Source organism: Chryseobacterium sp. OV279 (assembly GCF_900128945.1).
GTDB lineage: Bacteria > Bacteroidota > Bacteroidia > Flavobacteriales > Weeksellaceae > Chryseobacterium.
Genome location: NZ_FQUD01000001.1, coordinates 461,227 through 485,571, shown reverse-complemented (window position 1 = coordinate 485,571; position 24,345 = coordinate 461,227). Strand labels below are relative to the sequence as shown.

At 36.6% G+C, this 24,345-nt stretch carries 19 protein-coding genes; 11 read left to right on the top strand and 8 right to left on the bottom strand.

Annotated elements, in window-relative coordinates; all coding sequences use genetic code 11:
• Positions 1 to 22: 22 nt before the first annotated feature.
• Positions 23 to 751 carry a hypothetical protein gene (locus tag BUA72_RS02050; RefSeq protein ID WP_139259479.1) on the bottom strand — a complete coding sequence of 243 codons (729 nt, stop codon included), beginning with the start codon at positions 749 to 751 and terminating at the stop codon, positions 23 to 25.
• A 526-nt stretch (positions 752 to 1,277) separates the two neighbouring features.
• Positions 1,278 to 2,726 (bottom strand): serine hydrolase domain-containing protein, encoded by a 1,449-nt coding sequence (locus BUA72_RS02045; protein ID WP_072921630.1) that lies wholly within the window; start codon positions 2,724 to 2,726, stop codon positions 1,278 to 1,280.
• A 1,034-nt stretch (positions 2,727 to 3,760) separates the two neighbouring features.
• Between BUA72_RS02045 and BUA72_RS02040 the strand changes: the two genes are divergently transcribed.
• Positions 3,761 to 4,588: a glycosyltransferase family 2 protein gene (locus tag BUA72_RS02040; RefSeq protein ID WP_083544103.1), complete on the top strand. Its 828-nt coding sequence runs from the start codon at positions 3,761 to 3,763 to the stop codon at positions 4,586 to 4,588.
• A 488-nt stretch (positions 4,589 to 5,076) separates the two neighbouring features.
• Here the strand turns inward: BUA72_RS02040 and BUA72_RS02035 are convergent, their stop codons facing one another.
• Positions 5,077 to 5,526, bottom strand: coding sequence for a hypothetical protein (locus tag BUA72_RS02035; protein ID WP_072921629.1), 450 nt, complete (start codon positions 5,524 to 5,526; stop codon positions 5,077 to 5,079).
• Positions 5,527 to 5,775: 249 nt separating this feature from the next.
• On the opposite strand from BUA72_RS02035, the gene BUA72_RS02030 reads away from it, so the two are divergent.
• The 8 genes from BUA72_RS02030 (at position 5,776) to BUA72_RS01995 (ending at position 15,102) form a co-directional block, all read left to right on the top strand.
• On the top strand, positions 5,776 to 6,324 hold the full coding sequence (locus BUA72_RS02030) for a glycine zipper domain-containing protein (RefSeq protein ID WP_072921628.1): 549 nt from the start codon (positions 5,776 to 5,778) through the stop codon (positions 6,322 to 6,324).
• A 51-nt stretch (positions 6,325 to 6,375) separates the two neighbouring features.
• Positions 6,376 to 8,007 (top strand): LIC_10190 family membrane protein, encoded by a 1,632-nt coding sequence (locus tag BUA72_RS02025; RefSeq protein WP_072921627.1) that lies wholly within the window; start codon positions 6,376 to 6,378, stop codon positions 8,005 to 8,007.
• A gap of 50 nt (positions 8,008 to 8,057) precedes the next feature.
• Positions 8,058 to 9,128, top strand: a complete 1,071-nt coding sequence (aroC, locus tag BUA72_RS02020; protein WP_072921626.1) for a chorismate synthase — start codon at positions 8,058 to 8,060, stop codon at positions 9,126 to 9,128.
• A 15-nt stretch (positions 9,129 to 9,143) separates the two neighbouring features.
• Positions 9,144 to 9,707, top strand: a complete 564-nt coding sequence (locus BUA72_RS02015; protein ID WP_072921625.1) for a thioredoxin family protein — start codon at positions 9,144 to 9,146, stop codon at positions 9,705 to 9,707.
• 48 nt (positions 9,708 to 9,755) lie between these two features.
• Positions 9,756 to 10,295 (top strand): TlpA family protein disulfide reductase, encoded by a 540-nt coding sequence (locus BUA72_RS02010; protein ID WP_047452305.1) that lies wholly within the window; start codon positions 9,756 to 9,758, stop codon positions 10,293 to 10,295.
• An 84-nt stretch (positions 10,296 to 10,379) separates the two neighbouring features.
• Positions 10,380 to 10,721 carry a YkvA family protein gene (locus tag BUA72_RS02005; protein ID WP_034723657.1) on the top strand — a complete coding sequence of 114 codons (342 nt, stop codon included), beginning with the start codon at positions 10,380 to 10,382 and terminating at the stop codon, positions 10,719 to 10,721.
• A gap of 124 nt (positions 10,722 to 10,845) precedes the next feature.
• Complete coding sequence (pyrF, locus tag BUA72_RS02000) at positions 10,846 to 12,225, top strand: orotidine-5'-phosphate decarboxylase (protein WP_072921624.1); 1,380 nt, start codon at positions 10,846 to 10,848, stop codon at positions 12,223 to 12,225.
• A 54-nt stretch (positions 12,226 to 12,279) separates the two neighbouring features.
• Positions 12,280 to 15,102 (top strand): aminopeptidase, encoded by a 2,823-nt coding sequence (locus BUA72_RS01995; protein WP_228407827.1) that lies wholly within the window; start codon positions 12,280 to 12,282, stop codon positions 15,100 to 15,102.
• Between the two features lie 403 nt (positions 15,103 to 15,505).
• On the opposite strand, the gene BUA72_RS01990 is transcribed toward BUA72_RS01995, so the two are convergent.
• Together BUA72_RS01990 and BUA72_RS01985 are read right to left on the bottom strand one after the other, a co-directional pair.
• Entirely contained in the window at positions 15,506 to 16,273 is a 768-nt protein-coding gene (locus tag BUA72_RS01990; protein ID WP_047452311.1) for a T9SS type A sorting domain-containing protein, read from the bottom strand.
• Between the two features lie 88 nt (positions 16,274 to 16,361).
• Positions 16,362 to 17,117, bottom strand: a complete 756-nt coding sequence (locus BUA72_RS01985; RefSeq protein WP_072921622.1) for a T9SS-dependent surface endonuclease, AS87_RS02955 family — start codon at positions 17,115 to 17,117, stop codon at positions 16,362 to 16,364.
• A gap of 186 nt (positions 17,118 to 17,303) precedes the next feature.
• On the opposite strand from BUA72_RS01985, the gene BUA72_RS01980 reads away from it, so the two are divergent.
• A complete protein-coding gene (locus tag BUA72_RS01980; protein ID WP_047452316.1) occupies positions 17,304 to 20,495 on the top strand; it encodes a hypothetical protein in 3,192 nt (1,063 codons plus the stop codon).
• A 269-nt stretch (positions 20,496 to 20,764) separates the two neighbouring features.
• Complete coding sequence (dusB, locus tag BUA72_RS01975; RefSeq protein WP_047452318.1) at positions 20,765 to 21,760, top strand: tRNA dihydrouridine synthase DusB; 996 nt, start codon at positions 20,765 to 20,767, stop codon at positions 21,758 to 21,760.
• Between the two features lie 42 nt (positions 21,761 to 21,802).
• Here the strand turns inward: dusB and deoC are convergent, their stop codons facing one another.
• From deoC to BUA72_RS01960, 3 genes are read right to left on the bottom strand one after another with little or no spacing between them, the layout of a single operon-like run.
• Complete coding sequence (gene deoC, locus BUA72_RS01970; protein ID WP_072921621.1) at positions 21,803 to 22,549, bottom strand: deoxyribose-phosphate aldolase; 747 nt, start codon at positions 22,547 to 22,549, stop codon at positions 21,803 to 21,805.
• Between the two features lie 2 nt (positions 22,550 to 22,551).
• A complete protein-coding gene (locus tag BUA72_RS01965; protein ID WP_047452322.1) occupies positions 22,552 to 23,022 on the bottom strand; it encodes an Lrp/AsnC ligand binding domain-containing protein in 471 nt (156 codons plus the stop codon).
• Between the two features lie 18 nt (positions 23,023 to 23,040).
• Entirely contained in the window at positions 23,041 to 23,976 is a 936-nt protein-coding gene (locus tag BUA72_RS01960; protein ID WP_228407848.1) for an endonuclease/exonuclease/phosphatase family protein, read from the bottom strand.
• Between the last annotated feature and the right edge of the window lie 369 nt (positions 23,977 to 24,345).

Below are 24,345 nucleotides of genomic sequence, written 5' to 3'. Positions count from 1 at the left end.
TTTTTGTAAAAATCAGAAAAGATTACAAACGGAAAATAGTCACCACATAGGTTCGTGCTACATTCCCGTTGTTTACAATCAAATAACTGCTGGCTGTAGGTTTTGAAACCGTAAAATCAAACTGAGTAGCATTTCCTGTGGCACAGGTTGCAGTTCCGGGAAACTTAACAGACCATACGCCGGATCCTCCACCTCCGCCTGGTATAGGAGCAATCGTTGAAGTGCCCACTTTATCACCTGCAATGGATGTTGCATAACCAAGAGAAATATCCGAATAAATAAAATTCGTGATCATGTTTGCTCCACATGTATTGCTTGTTTTAACGACCAACATTCCGTTTGGAATACTTATACTGGCAGGAATAGTAACGGTTCCGTTTGCAGCCGCTGCTACAGTAATGGTTGTAGTATAGACGTACCTTGTCGCGACTACGTCTCCATTAGCTGTATTGATCGTAAGAAAATCATGATCATCAGGAAGTTGCTGGGGTAGATTTCTTATCCTGAGACTTGCACTACCGGCATCGATATCCAGCTTTTTCTGTGGAGCTATCAAACCTATTCCAACATTCCCGGCAGCAGTAACCACAACATCATTAACCTGTTGTGCCGCTGTGGGCGCTCCTGTTGTAGGATTGTCCTTTCCTCCGTCCACATGAAACACAGTTTGTGGATTCGAAGTGTTAATACCAACCTGCGCAAAACTTAGCACAGCGGTACAGATGTAAAAAATCGAAAAAATTTTCTTCATAAGTTGATTTTTTTAGTGAAGGTTTTTTATTGCTTTTAATTTGTGTCTTAATACGATAAACATTGAGCTCAGACCATTAATGGTATTCTGATTCACTTGTCATCAAGCAGTTCATTGTGTGTTTTTTATTATTATGAATAAAAATAGATTATTTTAAAGAAATAATCTCCAATATTTGAATTATTTTTTATCAAAATTAACCATATAATAATTAATGCATTCTTGAGTCATGCAAAATAAATAATCCTTTGAGTCCTCAAATTTGATATTTTAAAAAGCAGACCTCATTAATTATCAGTCAACGACGCATTTCTTCAGCAAACAATGATCACGTTAATAAAAACCTTACGCCTCTTCCGATAATCCTAATCGGGAAGTTGCAAACAAAAAAAAACTTCCCATTACGGGAAGAATTGTAAGTACTAAATGATTGGGAATGAATGATAATAAACAGGGCTAAATTAATCCATAAGCAGCCATCCATCCTATGACCCAGATCATAAAGAATATGTTTGTATTATGGTTTTCAATTCTGGGCCTGAACTTCTTTTAAAACTTTCTTCCCGTTTTCGTTATCAGGATTTAAGTCAAGAGACTTTTTATACATTTCAATACCTTTAGTTTTATCACCGGTTTTTAACAGTACTTCACCGTAACTGTCATAAGCATTCCAGCTATCAGGATACAAATACACACTAAGTTTAAAAATACCCAGCGCTTCTTTCTTTTGATTGGTGGCCAACAACCGGTATCCCCAATTGTTCAGTTCAGATTCCTGTGGTTTAAAATCCGGATTTTGTTTTTTCTCATTCTTCACAAAATCTATTGCATTTTCATATCCGACCTTTTGTAGATTTTTTCTGAGGTAAGTCAACGGATCCGCTTTAATAATATCTGGAATATAACATCCCGCAATTTCTTCAATAAAATCTTCCGGAGCACTTCCTCCTAAATTGGTCAGTACAATCACTGCCAAATGATCATCAGGATAAATGAGCAGAGCAGATCTGTTTCCGCCCGACATTCCAATCGCCTTATGATTTTTTCTAAGCTTCGCAATTCCCCAGCCGCGTACCCAATCCGTAGGTTTCCCGTTATTAAATTTGGCAGGGGTCCACATCATATCAACTGTTGATTGTTTTTGCAGCAATTTTCCGTTTTGCAGGGCAATAACCCAATTGGCAAGATCTTCGGAAGTGCTGTTAAGACCGGCGCCTGTTCTGGTGAAATCAGGAAATTCATAATAATTATTGACCAATTTATCCCCACTCATCCTTTTTCCATCGAAAAAACTTCTGTAACTGTAGCTCGGCGCATAATGCGGAATAATATCTCTCGAATCTCCAAAAACCGTATTCTTCAAATTAACCATCTTAAACTGTTTGTCTTCGAAGAATTCAGCAAATGGCTTATGGGTAAGCTTCTCAATAATTTTTCCAAGTAAATAATAATTGGTTTGATTATAACTGAACTGCTCACCTGTCTTAAATTGCATAGGAGTGGTTTTAAGTTTTTCGAAAATTGCTTCCTCACTTCCTAATGCCCCAACATTCCCGGTTGTAGGATCTAAAAGTCTCAGCATATCAGGCAATCCGGAAATATGGGTCAACAGTTGATCTATTGTTATTTTCTGCCATTCCAAAGGCAAGCCATCCAAATAAGTACTGACGGGTGCCTCCAGTTTTATTTTTCCCTGTTCAACCAATTGCATAACGGCTACCCCAGTGAAAATTTTAGTATTTGAATTAATTGGAAAAATCGTGTTATCCTTTACAGCAATTTGATCCTGCACATTGGCGAGCCCGTATGATTTTCTTAAAACAATTTTCCCATTTTGAACAACAGCAATCTGCACTCCTGGAATTCGCCTTATTTTCATCTCCCTTTGAATGACTTCATCTACACTGGAACTTACGTTTTGGGCAAGAGAGGATAAGGAAATGAATAATGATACAATAAACAGATAAATTTTCATGGCTTATTTTTACCTATAAAACAACTGAAAACCAAATCTATTACAGTCTTTCAATAATTTAACATGAATATTTTCCGGTTTTAAGATCTTTCCGCAAAATATCTTATTAATTGTAGGGTTCAGGACACCAAAATTACCGACGGAATACAATAAAATGTAGAGCAAAAAAAATCCCCAGATTGCTCTGGGGATAAAAACTAATAACCATGAAAACTCAAATTAAACATGAGTTGCTTCATATATTGAAAAATCGTGCCAAAGTAGCTTTTGGAAAAAATACTTTTCTATATTTTTTTTAATTTATTATTTCTGAGGAAGTTCGGATTTAGATTTTTTATTCAGGGACAAAACCATGAAAATTACCGATATAATCACACTTTCAAGTACGTATAGAAAGTTTTTAAAATATATAAATCACAGATTTACTTTGAAATTGAAATCATCATGAAGCTAATTTTATGATCAAAATCATAATTCAGCCATTATTTTCTTTTTATATTATCGTGAAACCAATTCCGTTTCCATCAATATTTTTTATCGTTAAAAAACAGGAAATTTTTTTTTGGGACTTTTATAACGAGAACCTTTTAGGCTAAAAGCTGTAGTAAAATAAAAAGCCCCCATAATGGAGGCCTCAAAAAACACAAATGATGAAAAAATTTTTATAATCTTTAAATAATTATCTCTCGTTTAATCTTACAGTCAAAATTACTTTATTTTAATCTTTCCACTTTATGACTGAACTCATAAAGTTCTTTTTTTTCAATTCACACTTCTTCCAGGGATCTGTTTTAAAATTTAAATGCCGTTAATCAAAAAAATACACAAGCTGTATGTTCAACAATATCAAACAGTTTAGATAAAAAGATATAAAATAATTTTACCATATTTATACAAATAAACAATTATTAACGAATATTATACGTCATAATTTTAGAAAATACAAAAAATAAATTAAATATAACATGATCGAGGTTATGTTTTTCCATTATTTTATTTCCTAGTTTTACATATCTATTTTAATTCAATATAACGTGATAAAATTCTCTATTCTTATTGCCAATTACAACAATGGCAAGTACTTTAGAGACTGTTATAACTCGTTGATCAGCCAGACATACGGAAGCTGGGAAGTTATAATTGTCGATGATGCATCTACTGATGATTCTGTAGAACAAATCAAGGGCATTATACAAAATGACCCCCGTTTCAGACTCTACAAAAATGCCACTAATCAAGGCTGCGGCTATACCAAGAGAGAATGCATGAAATATGCAAAAGGAGAAATATGTGCCTACCTGGATCCGGATGACGCCCTTTATTCTGATGCTTTGGAGAAAACAGCTGAAGAATTTACTAAAAATGACATTACAGCCGCCTACTCGCAGATGATGCTCTGTGATGAAAATTTAAATCAGAATAAGGTATACGCCAGCACCAAACAGATCTACAACAGCAGATATTTTTTCAACTGCCCTACTCAATTTGCACACTTCTTCACTTTTAAAAAAGAAACTTACCTGAAAACTTCCGGCATCAATCCCAATCTAAAAAGTGCCGTAGACCAGGATCTCTATCTGAAGATCCTGGAACATGGTAACGTAAAATACATCAAAGAACCCCTCTATCTGTACAGATTACACTCTAATGGTATTTCCCAGCATAATTTCAAACAGGGAGCCAAGGAGTCTTTTGCCAAAGTAATCCACGATGCTATGAAAAGACGGGGCATCAGCAAAATCAACAACAAAATTGTTCCGGATGTATATACCGATGCACAGGAGATTTACGAACTCCTGAACTATCAGACCCAGAAACTTCACCGGCTGATCAATAAAGTAAAAGTAACTTTCAACATATAATTTGATTATGGCTTCTCAGAAATGGGAAGCTTTTTTATTACCAATCACTGTCTCTTTCTTTCAAACGGGTTGTCAAAAAAACGGCCCCCAATCAAGGAGGCCTAAAAACACAAATGATGAAAAAAATCTATTTAGAAAAATCCAAACAGAATCTGTTGACAATGACTGTCTTAATATTTTTTCTTACTGTATTTCTTCCAGTAAGCGAAATCATAGCTGTAACACCAAAAGTCAGATTTATGATTGATTTTTTTAAGAATCACATAACACCCCAAAATAACGAGCATTGATAAAACAAACAAAATAACCAGTTTTAAAATAAATGAATAGTCATGGATATCCATAATGAATAGTTTTCAGTTTTTATAATGTTAAATTTAATATAAATTTCCACACAGTGTGAATAAAAACTATTTATATCTATGAATTCATTAAAAAAATCCTCGTGTGAGGATTAATAAACGGATGTAAATATTTTCAACACCATGCTATTCTGCCCAGGTCACCGGAATATAAACGGTAATATAGCCATCAGCATCTACCTGCGCATCAGATACAGTTCCTGTTACAGACCCATATCCTGTCCAGCCTCCTTGTCCCTGCATAGCGGAAAACTTATAAGTTCCTGCCGGAATTCCTTCATAATACCCCGGAAGTGTCTGGAAACCTCCGCTGTAATAAGTATCAAACACTTCTCCTGTCACCGTATTCTCGGCCAGGAAACTTCCAACATCGTGATTTCCTGAAAGCATCTTGGTTCCATCTAAAGAAATAAGACCGAATCTCACTTTGTAGGTGTTCGTTTTTGAAGCCTCTTTAGAGACTTCAGATTTTGCCTGAGGTTTAACATCAGTCACCATATCATCATTGGAAGAGCACGATACAGCTGCCACCGACAAGGCTACAAAAGCCATCGTTTTAAAAATTGCTATTTTCATATTAAAGTAATTTGGTATTTCAAAAGTAACCAATTCATGTGAACTGAATAAAAACCTTTAATTAACTTAAAATTACATTCTAACCCTGATCCACAGGGAAAAGCTGTACAAACCCTTTGAGCCGGAAAAGGAGGTTTTATGTAAAAATTCATTAATTTAACATTCATTAACTAAATTTTGGCTTCATAATTGAAAATACAAAGGAAGTTGTTGCCGTTTTGGCTCAGACTACTTATTAAAATTTGAATTATGAGAAAGATAGTATTAACAGGTATTTTATCAGTTTTTTTACTGACAGCCTGTAAGAAAGACGATAGGACAGCTGAAAAATCTCTTGAAGAGCAGAAACTTGAATTTCAGGCAAGACAGCTTGATATAGAAAAACAAAAGCTGGCCATTGAGAAAGAAAAACTAGTGTACGAGGCACAGAAAAAGGTAGACAGTATCTCAGAAAGTAAAAAATCTCAGGCAGCTGCAGCCAATTCAAAACCTCAGATCATAAGAGAAACGAAAACAGTATATAGAGACAGAGGATCCAACTCCAATTCAGGAGGCGGTACTTATGCAGATAACGGAAACAGTTCTTCACAGGGAACCACCCAAAAGAAAAAAGGATGGAGTAAAGCCGCTAAAGGAACCGCAATCGGTGCCGTAGGTGGTGCCGCTGTAGGAGCCATTGTTGCTAAGAAAAACAGAGGTCTTGGAGCCGTGATTGGCGGTGTCGTTGGTGGTGCAACCGGTTATACAATCGGTAGGGCCGGAGACAGAAAAGACGGACGGGTACAACCGCGTAATTAATATTTTCACGATAACATTTAAAGATTGCTTATTTTTAGGCAATCTTTTTTTATGATATTACTTTTACTTTCTACGGTACTCATTCTCCCGGTCCTCGCAGGCTGGGGAAAAATCATGGAAAGATTTACGGGTTCTTTATTGAATGGGATTTCAGGAAATGTTGTAACAGGGATTTTAGGACTCAGTCTGACCTGGACCGTTCTCGCCTTTTTTATTCCTATGACTATATATGTAGAAATTCCTTTTGTATTAGCGGGGATTTTATTTTTCTTCATCAGGAAACTCTATATTGAATTTTATAAATTCTCCAGAAAAGACATTTTTCTGATTGGAGGAATTTCACTGATCATTTTATACACCGGTTCCTTTTATCCTTATATATTGGATCATTTTGGCTATTATGTTCCTACGATCAAATGGCTCACAGAATTTGGCCTAATCAAAGGGATTTCCAATCTGGATCTTACGTTGGGGCAGATGTCTGTATGGCATATTTTTCAGGCAGGATTTTCCAACTTTTCAGATCCTTTTTTAAGGATGAATGCTATTCTTCTGATCATCTACACCCTTTACATTTTTGAAAGAAAAAGTTGGATACAGCTTTGTTTTATTCCGGTCTTATTACTTTTTTCACAGTCTCCCAGTCCTGATCTTCCGGTGATCACATTATCATTAATTATTTTAAATGAAATTATAAAAGGAAATAAAAACATTGGTCTTTTGTTCGCTTATTCTGTTTTTATTTTTTCTATAAAGCCTACGATGATCTGGCTTCCTGTATTCACTTTTCTTTGCTCTGTATTTATCTTTAAACCTAATTATAAACATTTCATCTTCGGGATTCTCATCCTTCTATTATTCTTTATTAAAAACATTTGGACTTTCGGATATCCTGTATTCCCTGTTGCATTAGGCGATCTCGGATTCAGCTGGAAGCCTAATCCTGAGGTTTTAAAAATCTCCTCTCAATATGCCATTCAGAAAACCTATGATATGCAGTATACCTATGAGGAAATTCAAAAATTTTCTTCTTACGACGCGGTCAGAAACTGGTTTTCGCTGGAAGGAATTAAATCAAAGATCAATATTATTTTCATCCTCAGTTTAGCACTGTTTTCTGTTTTCGCTATCCTTAAAAAGAAAAAAATCATCACACTGATCTGTATTTCTCTGTTAATAAAAAGTATACTGGTATTGGCTTTTTCTGCTCAATACCGATTTTTTATCGATGTGTTTTTTGTCATATTTTTTATCCTGTTCATTCAGTTAAGCAAAAGAAATTCACTTGTCTTTTTCTCTGCATTAAGTTTTATGGTGATCGGAGTTTTGAGCTTTCCCAACTTTATCCGCCAGTATATTCCAAGTTTTAAGCCCGGAAATTTCATGGCCGGATTCAAAAAAGAGCAGCTTTACAAACCTTCAACTTATCATTACAACAAATTTGAAACGTTCCGGACTGGAAATTTAAAGTTCAATATATCAAAAGATTATCCTTTTAATTTTGACACACCGCTTCCTGCCATTTCATCCGGATATATTCTTGATGATGTGCAATCAGGAATTTTCCCACAATACATTGACGAAAAAAACATCAAAAAAGGGTTGATCTGGAAAAAGCTCACCGCAAAGGAAAAAAAGGAATTGGAGAACGTTATTAATAGTATCAAAAACACTGATAAATAGAACAAATCCAGAAACTTTAATATCTGAAGAAAAATAGGTAATTTTGTATCATGTTCAACACATTAGGTAATCTTCTCAGTCTTACAACATTTGGAGAAAGTCACGGCGTGGCTTACGGCGGTATCATCAATAATTTTCCGGCAGGATTAACGGTAGATTTCGATAAAATTCAATATGAATTGGATCGTAGAAAACCGGGCCAGTCTGCAATAGTCACTCAAAGGAAAGAAAGCGACACGGTAAAGTTCCTTTCCGGAATCTTTGAGGGAAAAACTACGGGTACCCCAATCGGTTTTATTATAGAAAATGAAAATCAGAAGTCTAAGGACTATGATCATATTGCAGATTCGTATCGTCCGAGTCATGCAGATTTCACGTATGACCAGAAATTTGGAATAAGAGATTATCGCGGAGGAGGAAAATCTTCAGCAAGAGAAACCATCAACTGGGTCGTTGCCGGCGCTTTGGCTAAACAGCTTTTGTCAGGCATCGAGATCAATGCATATGTTTCGTCCGTAGGCGATATTTTCTGTGAAAAACCTTATCAGGCACTGGACTTTTCCAAAACGGAAAGCAATGATGTACGTTGTCCTGATGCTGAAACTGCAGAAAGAATGATCGAAAGGATCAAAGAAATCAAAAAAGAAGGTAATACAATCGGTGGTACGGTGACGTGTGTAATCAAAAACGTCCCTGTTGGCATTGGAGAACCTATTTTCTCTAAGCTTCAGGCTGAATTGGGCAAAGCAATGCTGAATATCAATGCCTGCAAAGGTTTTGAATACGGAAGTGGTTTCTGCGGAGCAAAAATGACCGGAAAGGAGCACAATGATGCTTTCAATACCGATTTCACAACAAAATCCAATCTTTCAGGAGGAATCCAGGGAGGTATTTCCAACGGAATGGATATTTATTTCCGTGCAGCATTCAAACCAGTGGCTACTATTTTAAGACCTCAGGACAGTGTAGACAGATATGGAAATCCTGTGACCGTAGAAGGAAAAGGACGTCATGATCCATGTGTAGTGCCAAGAGCAGTCCCTGTTGTGGAAAGCATAGCTGCATTTGTGTTGGCAGATCTGTTTTTGATCAACAAAACAAGAAATATTAATAATTTTTAATACATAAGTTTAGTAATGAAAAATTACTGGGATCAGGGTATTTCTTTTGAAGAATATATCCGCATCGGAAGAGAAAGACTGGAAAATCCTTCCACTCAACAAGAAATTGAATACAAACAATATTACGAACTGGGACTTCAGAGAATGGACCGGACACTTAAAAAGTATGTTCCGGATGAAGAACAGTTAAAAGAATTAGCTGCCAAAAATTTTGACGGAAAGATTCTCATCATTTCAGAAGCGTGGTGCGGCGATGCCAGTGCTACGGTTCCTGCTCTTGTTACTTTTTTTAAGGGACACAATGAGGTGAAAATTTTCCTGAGAGACAGTGATAAAAGCCTGATTGGCCAGTTTATGACCAACGGTACGGAATCTATCCCGAAAGTGATCATCCTTGACAAGGATTTCAATGTGAAAAATTCTTGGGGACCGCGTCCAAAATACGGATACGAACTTTTAATGAAGCATAAGGCAGATCCGGAAGCTTACCCGAAAGATAATTTTTACAACGATCTTCAATTGTATTATGCCAAAAACAGAGGCAAGGATGCAGTTCAGGAAATTTTAGAATTATTATAATACAAGATTGAATTCCATACGGCTTAAAATAACAGTAAAGATCAACGCATGAAAAAGAATATCATTTATATTGTCCTTATCATCATCATTGGGGTGGTAGCTTTTGTCCCGGGACTAAAGGAATATCTGAGAGATCAGTTTTTCCCGATCGCTACGATTGAAAATGCCGTGCATGTAAGTGAAGAGGATTATGATGTTGAGCTGAAAGGAATCAATGTACCGAGTACGAATCTTAAAGCTTTTAAAAACAAACCTGTTTTCCTGAATTTCTGGGGAACATGGTGTCCACCGTGTAGAAAAGAGTGGCCTACCATTCAGAAATTATATGATACAAGAAAAGGGAATGTAGATTTTGTGCTTATTGCGATGAATGATAAGGAAGAGGCGGTCGTAAAGTTTTTAAAGGAAAATAATTACAACGTTCCTGTCTATATTGCTCAAAGTCCTATCTCCGAAAAAATACTTCCGAAAGTATTTCCTACCACGTTTCTTATCGATCAGCATGGAAGGATCATCATTAAGGAGGATGCCTACAGAGATTGGAACACAGAGACTGTGCATCAGTTCATTGATAATATCATCAAGTAATTTATTTAACTAAATTTTATAGTTTATTGGTATAAAATTTGCGAAATTTACTGTGTTGAAAAATTTATTAAAACTAAACACAAAATGAAATATTCAAAATTGAATCTTGCAAAAGAAGCCATCAGCCACAAAGGTTTCGTAAAGAAAATCCCTGATATATTCAGAATGGTAAAACTATGGAGAAAAGGAGAATATCCAATGAGATCCATTGACATTATCCTTCCGCTTCTGGGACTTTTATACGTGATCTCCCCTATTGACCTTCTTCCTGAATTTGCGGTGCCTGTATTGGGTGTTATGGATGACTTAGCAGTATTATCGCTTACGATTCCAAAGCTGATCAAAGAAGTGGACAAATTCTTACTGTGGGAAGCTGAACAGAGGCTGAACGGAACAAAAGTTATCGACGCAGAAATTGTAAAATAATAATTTACAGAAATATTCTTCACCCATCCTGAAACATTTCAGGGTGGTTTTTTATTGACAAATGACGGATAAATTTTTAAGCCTTATTTCAAATCATTAAATTTGCAGTATCTAATAAAAAATAATGGAAAGTAAAAAAGAATTTTTCTTAGAGTGCTACAAGCTGGGCATCATCAAATTCGGAAGGTTTACCTTGAAAAGCGGCATCGAAAGTCCGTTCTATGTAGACCTGAGACCTTTGGCTTCAGACCCTAAAATTTTAAAAAATCTGGCTAATTATCTGTTGGAAATGCTTCCACTGGATAATTTTGATTTAATCTGCGGGGTGCCTTATGCGGCGCTTCCGATGGCTACTGCTATGTCTTTGGAAAGCTACATTCCATTAATTATTAAAAGAAAAGAGGCTAAAAACTACGGAACGAAAAAACTGATCGAAGGAATTTATCAGAAAGGACAGAACTGTCTTTTGGTAGAGGATGTGATCACTTCCGGAAAATCTCTTGTAGAGACCATTGCCGAGGTAGAACAAGAAGATCTGAAAGTAGCTGACATCGTGGTGGTTCTTGACAGAGAGCAAGGCGGAAAACAGTTACTGGAAAACAAAGGCTACAGAGTTCACACGCTTTTCAATATTTCAGAAGTTTGTACGATTCTTCAGGAAACTGGGGAACTGTCTGATGAAGAGGTAAAAAGAATTCAGGATTTCTTACAGGGAAACCATATTCAGTTTGAAGAAAAGACAAGAAGTTCTTACGAGCAGAAACTCGCGCACGCACAGCATTCTGTATCCAAAAAGTTACTTGAAACCGCTTTAGCTAAAAAATCAAACCTGATTGCATCGGCTGATGTTACCACTACACAGGAATTACTTGCTCTTGCCGAAAAAGTAGGTCCTCATGTGATTGCATTGAAAACGCATATTGACATCATTTCAGATTTTGACTACGAAAAAACAATTCTTCCGTTAAAAGCATTAGCTGAAAAACACCAGTTCTTACTGATGGAGGACAGAAAATTTGCAGATATTGGCAACACGCAGGAACTTCAGTTCACCAGCGGTGTATTTAAAATTACAGACTGGGCAGATTTCGTGACCTCACAGGTGATCGGAGGATTTGAATCTCTGGACTGCTTTAAAAATGTAGGGGTTGTAGCTATTGTAGGAATGTCTTCCAAAGGAGCACTGACTACAGCAAATTACCGTGAAGAGGCTCTTAAAGTGGCATTATCACATCCAAATGTAATCGGTGGGGTATCTCAGAATCAGATTCCTGAAGAACTCCTTCTTTTCACTCCGGGTGTTAATCTTGCAGATTCAGGAGACGGAAAAGGACAACAGTATAATACTCCTGACCATGTCTTCAAAATGCTTCACTCTGATTTCATCATCGTAGGCAGAGGAATTTATAAGTCTGACGATCCAGAAACTGCTGCTGTCACGTATAAAAACGAGGGCTGGAACGCTTATGTTAATTCTTTGCAAAAAAATACCATCCAGGGCTAAAACGCTGTTGAATATATTCAAAATAAGTTTATATTTGGGCTTTATCACAGGATATTGAAAAAGATCACCACATGCCTTGTTTTGTTTTGGGGAATTGTACAGGTTTCTGGGCAAAAAGACAGCATATATATTGAAGCAAAATTATCTGCCGACAGAAAAACGCTGGAGGTCAATCAGGAAATTGTGTATTACAATCATTCCGATAAAGACCTGCATTCGGTGAAACTTCTCAATTGGGTTTCTGCTTATAACAAAAAAGGAACCTCTCTGGTTTACAGAAAACTGGAAGACCGCAGCAGTGACCTTCATTTTGCAAAACCTGAACAACTGGGTAAGCTTCTGGATTTAGAAATCAAAAATTCAGCACAGCAGCCAGTTCCAGTAAGTTCCAAGACGGATGAAAATCTTTTTCTTCCTTTGACAGAAGCTTTAAAGCCTGGTGAAAGTATTACCTTACAGCTTCATTACAGTATGTCTCTTCCTGATAAGAAATTTACAGGTTACGGGACAGCTGATACAATGACAGCCTTAAAATATTTCTTTATTGTTCCGGATCATTTTGATCCGGACAATATTTCCAAAAGAAATTATCATGATATTGAAGAGTCCGTAAGTTTCAATACTTTCTGGACCGTTAATTTCGATCTTCCTCCCAACAGTTTTATCGAAGGGAATCTCCCACAGGTTCAGATGAATTCATTTAAGGGTTATCTTGATTCTGATCCTGAATTTGTGATTGCACAGAACGGGCTTCCTTCCATAAAAATTAATGTGGATGGATCGGATATGGAAATCAAGTTCGGTTATAATCTGAAGCCGGAAGAAAAGCAGAACCTTGAATTTTACCTTCCTTTGCATTTAAAGTTCATTAAAGAGAAGATCGGTTTCCTTCCGAAAAATCTCTTTATATCTGATAAATTCAGGTCTTCGGAAGACTTTTTTGGAAATAATGACATTGCTTTCTGGAAATTCAGATTTCAGCTGTTCAATGATGCTGAAAAAACAGACCTCGATTATTTCGGAATCATCACCAAAAAAATTCTTGACGAAAGTATTATCGCGGATAAACTGGAGCATCACTGGTTTAAAAACGGTTTAAAATCATATCTAGAAATCCAGTATCTTCAAAAGTTTTACAAAGACACCAAATTATTGGGTAATCTTCCGGAAACAAAAATTTTTGGAGTAAAACCTCTGAAACTCTTCCATGCGTCTCAGGTTAAATTGATCGACCGTTACGGATTATCGTATCAATACATCATGTCTCAGAACCTTGATCAGAAGATCAGTGAAAAATTCACGGTTTTGAGTAATTTTAATCATATGGCGGTCAGCAGTTTTGAAACGGGAAGTCTTTTCAATTATACCGCAGAAAAAATGGGGTATGATCATTTCAACAGCATATTAAAAGATTATATCGCCAAAAATACAGACAAGAAGATCAATCCCGAAGAGTTTCTAAAGGAGTTGGCTGAAAAAGATAAAACATCAACGTATCTCTCAGATTTCTTAAAACAAAAAAACAGGGTTAACTTCAGGCTGAGAACTGTCAGAAAAGAAGAGGATTCTCTCAATATTAAAATCGCAAAAAATACAGATTCTCCGATTCCTGTAAAGCTGGAAACCAAGACTAGTGAAGGTGAGAAAAAATCTTACTGGATAGAAACGGAACAAGACGAAAGAATTACAAATTTCGCTCTTCCTGCTTCAGAAGATATTCATAAAGTAACGCTGAACAGTGGCTATATTTTCCCTGAATCTAAATACAGAGACAACTTCCTGTATGCAAAAGGTCTGTTTTCGAATGCTAAAAAAATAAAATTCAAGCTGATTAAGGATATTCCCAATCCTGAATACAACGAAATATACATCAGCCCAAGGGTGCGTTTTAATAATACCTATGATAAATTCCTTTTGGGGGTGAATTTAAAAAATCAGTCTTTGTTTGATCAGAAGTTTCTGTATTCATTTACTCCAACCTACAGTACCGGAACCGGAAAACTGACAGGATCAGGAGCGGTCTCCTACTCTTTTCTTCCGGCAGAAAGTATTTTCAGAAGCATTACTTTCGGAGTGTCAGGATCTTATTTTCATTATGATTACGGATTGGCTTACAGAAAAGGTTCTATATTTTCGAATTTCAGCTTTAGAAAAAATCCACGAAGTACGGTCAGCAGAAGTATCGGATTTTCCTACAATTATCTGGAAAGAGATCTGAGTCCAAAAATGGTTGCCAACAGAGACTATGGTAAATACAATCTATGGACTGCAGGCTATGGCTACAGTGACAGCCAGATGATCCATGAAAAAAGCTTAAGTTTGAGCACTCAGGGTATGGAAGACTTCAATAAAATAACTGCTGAAGGATTTTACAGATGGGAGTTTGCGCCTAAACAAAAGTTGAGCGTCAGATTATTTGCCGGTTATTTTGTAAGGAATGAGACCCGAAATAATATGTTCAACTATGGAATTTCAAGGGTTTCCAACTACTCTTTCTCCTACAATCTTCTGGGTGAAAGTGCCAACAGCGGGTTACTCGCTCAACAGTTTATCTTGGCTGACGGAGGATTTAAATCTTTTCTTCCCGGATCTGTCAATCAGTGGATCACGTCTTTCAATGTAGATTCAAGTGTGTGGAAGATATTTCACGTTTATGCGGATGTCGGAATGTATAAAAACAAAAACCGTCCTGCAGAATTTATCTGGGACAGTGGTATTAAAGTAAGGGTGATTCCGGATTTCCTTGAAGTTTATTTCCCGATACAGTCGTCCTTAGGTTTTGAACCTTCTTTTAAAGATTATGCTAAACGCATCAGATATACTTTGGTCCTTAATCTTGGTGCGGTCATCAATGCGGCAAGAAGAGGTTGGTATTAAGGAGCTGGAAGAAGGAAGAGGGAGGCTGGAAGTTACTATTGGTCATTCATTTTAATATTTCCATAAACTTGTTTTAAATAAAAAAGCAACTGTAAAGTACAGCTGCTTCTTTTAACATGTTATATTGAAAACTAACTTTTAAATTCTCTTAAACAGATTTTATCCATCTTATTCAAGCCAAATATCCCGGCTGTTATTACTATCTGGAATATATCAAAAACAGTACCACAAAAAATAAGGATTTTCAAAGAATACGCTTTAAAAGAAATACATTCTATAGATTTCAAAGTATTAATTAATAAATTTTAAATAAAACTCAACTATAAGGTGTGATTTTATAAAAAAGCTCCGGCCATTTCTTCGAAATGGCCGGAGCGTATATTCTTTAAAAGAAACTAAAAAATTAGTCTTTTAAGATCTTCTGAGATACAGGCTCGTTGTTTACAGTTCCTGTTACGATATAGTTTCCTTTTGCCAGGTCTGCAACATTTACAGCCTCATTTTCTTTTACAGAAAGAGATTTCACAACTTGTCCGAACATATTGTAAATTTTTAGGTCTTTACAATTTTTCGCAAAATTAATTTCTGATTTTACAAAAGTATTTTTAACTAAACTGTATTTTGATACAGATAAATCAACCGTAGATAAAGAAGAGTTCTGGATTAAAGAAAACTCATCAAAGCTCGCTGTAGAGTTGTTATAAGCACGTACTTGTAACTGGAACTGAACAGCCGCGGCAGGAGAAGTAAAAGTTAACGTTTTTTGAGTCCAAACACCTACTTTAGCTAAGTAACCATTATTATTTCTCAATGGATCTGTCGTTGCATCAGATGTCAAATACACAGGAGCGGATCCGGCATCTAGAAAGCAAGACCAAATTCTAGCTCCATTTCCAGTACCTGCTGATTTATACCAAAAGCTAACGGTATATTGAGTATTAGCAATAATAGGAATATTTTGATAGAACCCTGTTGTTGCTGTTGCTACATATCTAGCATAATTTGCTCCCTGGTAAGGAGTATCCGTCTCAGCTGTAGGTAAAGTGTAAGAAGCTACCGTACCTGCTGTCCAATTACTAAGCCCACTTTCAAAACCTGGGTTTTGAACTAAATTTTGAGAAAATCCCAAAATACATGAAGTAATTCCTAAAACAGTAAAGATTTTTTTCATTATAAAAAGTTTTAAATTTATGGGGTAAAAGTACAAAAAAACCGTCATTATATTAAAATGACGGTATATAATTAACAATTAATTAAAGTTACCTTTTTATTATTTTCTCGGAAACCGCTTTACCATTGACATTTCCGGCAACAATATAAATCCCTTTCTTGAGATCTATTATGTTTAGCATTCCATTTTCTTTTACGGAAGCTGTTTTAACCAACTGTCCGCTTACGTTGAAAATTTTAACATCAGATTGAACTCCAAAATAGATTTCATTCTCTACTGAAGTATTTTTAATGAACTTAACTGAAGAAGCTTTAGTGTCATTTACAGCAAGTGCACCTTGAGTCACCAGTTTAATATCATCAATGAAGAATCTTCTTCCTCCTGCTGCTGAAGCAAATTTAAGTTTTGTAGCAGCTGTTCCTCCCAGTATATTTACTGTATAGGTAGAGAATGCAGAGTTGGTCAAAGTAAAAGTACTTGTACCACTGATGCTTCCTCCTCCGGTGATGGTAACCGTTAACGATGTATTATCAGTACTGAAACCAGCAGCTCTGAAAGTTAAGGTTGCATTACCTGAAAGCCCTGTTAATGCTGGTGTAGTCACCGCTCCTGCCGTACTCCCAGATCCAGCTTTAATACATTGTGACCCTCCTCCTGAAGCTCCAAACACCCAACCTGCTGTAGTATAAGCGCTCAGTGATTTTGTTCCAACGTTTCCTGTCCAGGAATCATCATTTCCTCCAGTTCCATCTAAATCGTCAAACGTTGCATTGAAAACAGTAGTCTGAGCAAATGTCGCAACAGCAAATACAGCTGTAGCCACTAACGAATAAAATTTTTTCATGATTGTAAAATTTAATTATTAATAATTTATACCCCAAAATTACCAGTATTTTTCAGGGGTTTACAATAATTAGATTAATTTTCTGTTAATAATGCTAAACCTACTTCCGTTAACATTTTTTAGCTATTTTTACGACTTATTTTGATAGGCTTGCGCAATTTTTTTATTCTGATCGGTTTATTTTTCATGGGCATATTTTCGGCTCATGCACAAATATTTTCGTGGAAAAATCCAAACATTCCGCAAGACAGTATCAAGAAGGACAGTATTCTCGCCGCAAGGTTTGAACAGGACATTTTCGCAAAGGATACACTTGATTTCGTAAGGACTAATAACAAAATCATCGTAGATGAAGCCGTACTTGCCAAAAACGATAAAAAACGATTTCTCGGCGAGCTTAATTCAAAAGGTTCCATTATCCGCGGGATTACTTTTGGTAACAATCAGGGGCAGTCGGTACAGAGTTCTATGGACCTTCAGATCTCCGGACGTCTTTCAAAGGACGTTACTATTTTAGCCAGTATTTCGGATCACAACTTACCTATTCAGGCTGACGGTTATACGCAAACTTTAGAAGAGTTTGACAAGATTTATATGCAGCTTAATATTAAGGATAAATCGATCCTGAGAGCCGGACATCTTGATCTTGTAGAAGCTAAGAGTTATTTTGCAAAATTCCAGAGACGAAGCATGGGAATTGAGTTCCAGACTGAGTTTGGAAATGATAATAAAACCTTTGTAGACGTTTCTATGGGCGTCGCACGAAGTGAATTCCACAGGGTGCGTTTCCAGGGAGTTGAAGGTAACCAGGGACCTTATCGTCTGACGGGGAAAAACGGTGAACAGTTCATCACGCTTATCTCAGGTTCCGAGCAGGTATTTATTGACGGTATTTTGATGAAGCGTGGGGAAAACCAGGATTATACCATCAACTACAATACAGGAGAAGTCACATTTACCAGTTTCCGTCCGATTTTCCAGCAGAATTTCATCACGATCTCTTATAATTATACAAACAGAAATTATTCAAGATATTTATTTACCGGAAAAGTTGAGCATCAAAGGGAAAAACTTAAAGTAGGACTGAATTGGTTCATGGAAAATGACAATAAAAATGCTCCTCTGGCCCTCAATCTTTCTAAGGAAGACGAACAGATTCTGGCAGACGCCGGAAATAATCCTGACTTAATGTATGCTCCATCAGGTGTGGTTACCGCTTACGATGTCAATAAAATTCTGTACAAATTAAATCCCGCCGGGAATTTCTACGAATTCTCTACCGATCAGAATGAAACACTGTATCAGGTTTCCTTTACTTATTTCGGGATCAGTAAGGGGGATTATAAAATCACGCAGACTACGAATAACGGACGTGTTTTTGAGTTTGTAGGTAATAATATGGGAGATTACAGAGCGGTAAGAAAACTTCCTTCGCCTCAGAAATCACAGGTATATTCAGTGAATTCAGAATATCTTTTAAAAGAAGGAAAAATAGGCGCAGATTTCTCCCTGAGTAATTATGACCTGAACCTTTTCTCCTCAAAAGATGCGGCTCAGAATATGGGGTATGCATGGCGTGTTTTCGGAAATAAAACGTTCACAAAAAGCAAATGGAAAGGGACTCCAAGTTTTGAATACCAATATATTGATAAGCAATTCCATATCTTGGACCGTATCAATGATGTGGAATTCTCAAGAGACTTTAACTTAGTTCAGGAATTCAGCCAGCGAACTCAAAACAGATTTACGTTCAGCTTTTTAAATAAATGGAACAATAAGTCAACCCTGAACTACAGAATCAATTATCTGGATGAACAGGATACATACAAGGGGATAAAAAATGACCTTGATTTTGGCTGGATCACAGGAAAGTTCTTCACCAAAGGAAATTTATCCTACCTTAATACCAACGCTACTCTTCAGGATACCAAATTCATCAGAGGTGGAGTTTCCACTGAATTTACCGGTAAGAAAGGAAGCTGGGCCTTCGGAGGAAGTATGGAACATAATGAGAAAAAGTATAATGATACGCAACTCATGGATGTCACCAGTTTCAGCTGGAAAGAACTTTTCGTACAGAAAAAAATCGGTGACAGTACCCGTACAAAATTGTTGGCCAAAGTGTATATGAGGGACAATGACTCCGTCCGTAACAACAGGCTTGAGAACATGAACAACATCTTAGGGATCATGGCGGAAAGTCAGCTGATTAAAACGGATAAAACCACTTTAAATGCTTTGGTACACTACAGAAAATTTTTCTACCAAAGTAATGAAGGTGATGTGAGCAGAAATAATGATTTCGTTGTCGGGAATATCCTTTATAACCAACAGCTATTCAGAAACGGGATGCGTTTGCAGGCTTTTTATGAACTCGGAAACGGACAGGAAGCGCAAAGAGAATTCCAATACCTTAAAGTAACAGACGGACAGGGTGTTTATAAATGGACCGATTACAACGGAGACGGTATTCAGCAGCTCGATGAATTCGAAATTGCAGAATATTCCGACTTGGCGAAATATATCAGGATTTATACGAATTCTGTACGCTACATTCCTTCCAATAAAAATAAAATCCAGCTGGCATTATTCGTCAATCCATCGATTGTTTTCAATTCTGAAAATAAATTCTTAAAGCGATGGAATTTTAATGTTTCGTTAAATTCACAAAACTCATTCTATAAAAAAGACAAGGTTCTGGTATTGAATCCTTTTGAAAAAAACAGCGACCAGATCCTTAAAAATCAGAATATTTTAGCTTCCATGCAGTTCAATCCAACTGAAAAATCAGGATGGAACGGAAATTACCGTTTCATTACCAACGATAACCTGATCAATGCCAATTTCAGTAATGAGGAACGTCAGCAAACATCTCACTTTGTCAATGTCGGTTACTGGTTTAACAAAGAATTCAGAGTAGATTGGGAAAACTCTATTCATGATCTCAAAAATTCATCCCAACTTTTTACCACAAGGGATTACCGTCTGAATAATGTTGAAACGAAACCAAAAGCAACCTATAAATTTACAGATGCTATTCAGGCCGAGCTTTCTTCTGCTTACCGCCAGAAAAAAAGAATAGACGGTGAAGAATTACTGAAAGCTTTTGACATCACAGGAACCATTCAGTGGGAACGCAAGAAAACTTCGATCAGAGGGAATTTCTCTTTTATCAACAACAATTTCACCGGAAACAATTTCAGTATTGTAGGAAACCAGATGCTGGATGGCCTTAAGCCCGGGAAAAACCAGGTGTGGAGTGTCTTTATTCAACAGGCGATCAACTCTTTCCTTCAGCTTAATCTCAACTACGAGGGAAGAAATTCCGGAGAACGAACCATTCACATTGGAAGTATGCAGGTGAAGGCGAGTTTCTAGTTGAGTTGGAGGGTGTGAGAGTTAGAGAGTCTGAGAGTGGGAACTAGTTACTGGTTGAAAAATTGACGACGAAGGTCTCACGTTTCTCATCTCATGTCTGAAATCTGATGTCTAAAATTCACAATTCACTTGCGAAGCACAATTCACAATTCTAAATCCACGACCTCAATTAGTCTTAAATCTGACATCTCCTATCCGATATCTCCGCCCTATCTTCACCATAGAAATTATCATATCCCCGAATGTTTATAATTTCGTAAATTTGCCGCATGGTAAAAATAGGCAATATAGAACTGCCGGAATTTCCGCTTTTGCTGGCTCCGATGGAAGATGTAAGTGATCCTCCGTTCAGACGCCTGTGCAAGATGCATGGGGCAGATCTGATGTATTCAGAATTTATTTCTTCTGAAGGCTTGATTCGTGATGCGATGAAGAGCCGCAAGAAGCTTGATATTTTCGATTATGAAAGACCGGTCGGGATCCAGATTTTCGGTGGAGATGAGGACGCAATGGCAATGTCTGCAAGAATTGTAGAGACGGTAAACCCGGATCTGGTAGACATTAATTTCGGATGTCCTGTAAAAAAAGTAGTATGCAAAGGAGCAGGCGCAGGAGTTCTTAAGGATATTGACCTTATGGTACGCCTTACCAAAGCTGTTGTAACCTCTACGCACCTTCCTGTAACGGTTAAGACCCGTTTAGGATGGGACAGCACCAGCATCAATATCGATGAAGTGGCAGAGCGATTACAGGAAACCGGTATCAAAGCATTAACGATTCACGCCAGAACCCGTGCACAGATGTACAAGGGTGAAGCGGACTGGGAACATATTTCAAGAATTAAGCAGAATCCTAATATTGAGATTCCTATTTTCGGAAACGGTGATATCGATTCTCCGGAAAAAGCTCTTGAATACAAACAGAAATATGCATGCGACGGAATTATGATTGGCCGTGCAGCGATTGGTTATCCATGGATTTTTAACGAAATCAAACATTTCTTTGAAACGGGTGAGCATCTTCCTGAACCGGTTATTGCAGACCGTCTTTTGGCTGTACGCCAACATGCAGAATGGAGTGCAGAATGGAAAGGTGAAAAGCTGGGTCTTATTGAGATGAGACAGCATTACAGCAATTACTTCCGTGGGGTACCTCACTTCAAAGAATTCAGAAAAAAATTCCTGGAGGTCTATACTTTAGAAGAAATGGATGCCTTGATCAAAGAAACGCAACAATTCTACGAAGAATATCAGGCACAGGTATAAATAAAAAAACCATCAAAATTTTGATGGTTTTTTTTATGTTTTTTAATAACCTCCGGATGAGGATTCGTTTTTAATTAATGCCAGTGCTGAGGAAGTTCCAATTCTTTTCACTCCCATGTTGATCATTTTTTCAGCGTCTTCAGGAGTTCTTACCCCTCCGGCAGCTTTTACAGGTAGTTTTCCTGCATTGTCCAGCATAATTTTAATGCCTTCAAATGTGGCTCCGTTGGGTTTTCCGCCTTCTGTCTGGTAAAAGCCTGTAGAAGATTTTACAAAAATATCCGGGAACTCATTTTCAGAGAAATTCTCTTCTGCCCAGTTTGAAATATTTTTGGTGATATCTGCAATCTGCTCATCGGTAAGTGCTGCAATTTCAATGATCCATTTAACCACTTTTTGATGCTGCAGTCCCAGCTGAGTACATTCTACAAATTCTTTTTTCACCAGTTCCAGATCTCCTTTGAGATACGCACTGTAATTCGTAACAAAATCCAGTTCATCCGCTCCGTCTTCAATTGCTTTCGAAGCTTCCACAAGCTTTTCTTCAATAGAATAGGTTCCTTCATGAAAACCTATTACGGTTCCTACCGCAACATTTGAATTTCTTTCCTGAATATACTTTTTGATATCAGCTACATAATCCGGACGGATCATGACGGCAAAAATACCGTTATCAATGGCTTCCTGCGCTAATTCTTTATCTAATTGTAATGTTTCTTCGTTTGAGATGCCTGACTGTGCAGGTGTTTTCAAATAGGTTGAATCCAAATATTGGGCAATGTTCATAATCGTTATACTTTCAGTTGTCTGTAAATACCTTGTTCCAAAGATATGAAAGTTTCTGTTCTTGTCACCCCTTTAAACTTCTGAAGTTTGTTAAGAATCTGCATAAGATGGTCATTGTCTTTGCAAAGAACTTTTAAGAATATGGTATAATTTCCTGTTGTATAATGGGCTTCTACTACCTCATTCACATCATGCAGAGATTTTACAACCTCCTGATAATGGCTGGGCTGATCTAAAAATACGCCGATATACGAAATTACTTTATATCCTATTTTTTTAGGATTAAGAAAAGAAATGGAGTTTTCAATAACTCCGGCATGTTCCAGCTTTTTGATTCTCTGGTGCACTGCCGTTGTGGAAATTCCAACGTTTTTCGAGATGTGGGCTAATGACGTTTTAGCGTTATCCATTAGCATGTAAATGATCTCCTTGTCAATTGAATCTAAATGATAACTTGTGTTGCTTGAATTTTTCATTTTCTACTTTTTTATTATTTATGTTTTTGTTTCTTCAAATTGTACAAAAACCGGAAAGTGATCGCTGTATCCGCCCAAGTACCGTGTACCGGCATAGGTTCGGAAGGGTCGTCCTTCAAAATTTCGTGTCCGGCTGCTTATTTTTTCAGAATTAAAAATTTTGGCATTCTGAAAGTTCAAAACATCGTTGTCAAAAAGAGATTTTGACAAGATAATCTGATCATAAAGCAGACCTGACTTATAATGAAAAGTAGAATAATTTCTTGTAGAGAACAACTCTTGAAAAGGGTTTACCAATACCTCCTCATGATCGTTGTCGTAGAGAATTTTTACTAAATTTTCATCATCCGGGTTTTCGTTAAAATCACCGCACAATATCACATGTTCCTTTTCTTCAAGTACAATCCTCAAGATCCGAGAACGGATCTCATTAAGAATAAAGTCTCTTTTGGGCTTGTTAACGTCTTTTTCTCGCTTGGAGGGAAGATGGGCGATAAAAATATTAACAACAGTTCCTTTATATTTAATTTTAGAAAATAGTACGTCTCTGGTTGTGTCGTAATTTTCTGTGTTTTTTTTATTTATAATTTCAAAGAAGAAAGTAATAGTTTCTGAATCTATGATTTCTACTTTGCTTTTATCATACAGCAGGGCAACATCTACCTTTCTTTCATCCATAGAATTGTAATGTACAATCCCGTATTCGGAATTAAAAGGTTCCATTTCTACCAGATCTTCCAAAACTTTCCTTCCGGAGACTTCTGAAAGTCCAATCAAAAATGGGAGTACACCATTTTCCTCCTTCATCAGTTGAAAAACGTGTGATATTTTAAAAAGCTTGTTCCTATATCTTTGTTCGTCCCAATTTTTCAAGCCCGATCTCGTAGGATCTAATCTGTGGGTTGGTTTGGGATCAGGTAAAAATAAATTTTCGACATTGTAAAAAGAGAACATCTCCATCTGCACAAATTGCTATCTTAAAAATTATCACTTTCTTTTCCGTTGTAAATTTATTATTTTTTTTCAAATTCCGTTAATTTATTTATAATATTTTTACATTAATGTTATACAATAAATGTAACTTATTGAATAAAAAACATCAACAAGAAAGCTTTTATACGATTAAATTATCAAGCATTTAGAATTATTAACCCAAAGGAGAAAATTAAAACAGCATCCATTTTTCAATTTATAAAGAAAAAAATAAATATATTCTAAGACTTTCAATTAATAATTTTCGCTTATTTTAATTTTTATATCAATTCTTATTCCGTTTTATTTTTAACGGTCTGAAAATGTGAAAAAAGTACCGATTTAGGGTAA

Bases quoted from the DNA above. Each gene is read 5' to 3' on its own strand.
- BUA72_RS02025 (WP_072921627.1), top strand. From the start codon at position 6,376: ATGATATTACTTTTACTTTCTACGGTACTCATTCTCCCGGTCCTCGCA.
- BUA72_RS01980 (WP_047452316.1), top strand. From the start codon at position 17,304: ATGGGCATATTTTCGGCTCATGCACAAATATTTTCGTGGAAAAATCCA.
- BUA72_RS01965 (WP_047452322.1), bottom strand. From the start codon at position 23,022: ATGAAAAATTCAAGCAACACAAGTTATCATTTAGATTCAATTGACAAG.
- BUA72_RS02005 (WP_034723657.1), top strand. From the start codon at position 10,380: ATGAAATATTCAAAATTGAATCTTGCAAAAGAAGCCATCAGCCACAAA.
- BUA72_RS02050 (WP_139259479.1), bottom strand. From the start codon at position 751: ATGAAGAAAATTTTTTCGATTTTTTACATCTGTACCGCTGTGCTAAGT.
- aroC (WP_072921626.1), top strand. From the start codon at position 8,058: ATGTTCAACACATTAGGTAATCTTCTCAGTCTTACAACATTTGGAGAA.
- BUA72_RS01960 (WP_228407848.1), bottom strand. From the start codon at position 23,976: ATGTTCTCTTTTTACAATGTCGAAAATTTATTTTTACCTGATCCCAAA.
- BUA72_RS02030 (WP_072921628.1), top strand. From the start codon at position 5,776: ATGAGAAAGATAGTATTAACAGGTATTTTATCAGTTTTTTTACTGACA.
- BUA72_RS02035 (WP_072921629.1), bottom strand. From the start codon at position 5,526: ATGAAAATAGCAATTTTTAAAACGATGGCTTTTGTAGCCTTGTCGGTG.
- BUA72_RS02045 (WP_072921630.1), bottom strand. From the start codon at position 2,726: ATGAAAATTTATCTGTTTATTGTATCATTATTCATTTCCTTATCCTCT.
- BUA72_RS01990 (WP_047452311.1), bottom strand. From the start codon at position 16,273: ATGAAAAAAATCTTTACTGTTTTAGGAATTACTTCATGTATTTTGGGA.
- pyrF (WP_072921624.1), top strand. From the start codon at position 10,846: ATGGAAAGTAAAAAAGAATTTTTCTTAGAGTGCTACAAGCTGGGCATC.
- BUA72_RS01985 (WP_072921622.1), bottom strand. From the start codon at position 17,117: ATGAAAAAATTTTATTCGTTAGTGGCTACAGCTGTATTTGCTGTTGCG.
- BUA72_RS02010 (WP_047452305.1), top strand. From the start codon at position 9,756: ATGAAAAAGAATATCATTTATATTGTCCTTATCATCATCATTGGGGTG.
- BUA72_RS02015 (WP_072921625.1), top strand. From the start codon at position 9,144: ATGAAAAATTACTGGGATCAGGGTATTTCTTTTGAAGAATATATCCGC.
- dusB (WP_047452318.1), top strand. From the start codon at position 20,765: ATGGTAAAAATAGGCAATATAGAACTGCCGGAATTTCCGCTTTTGCTG.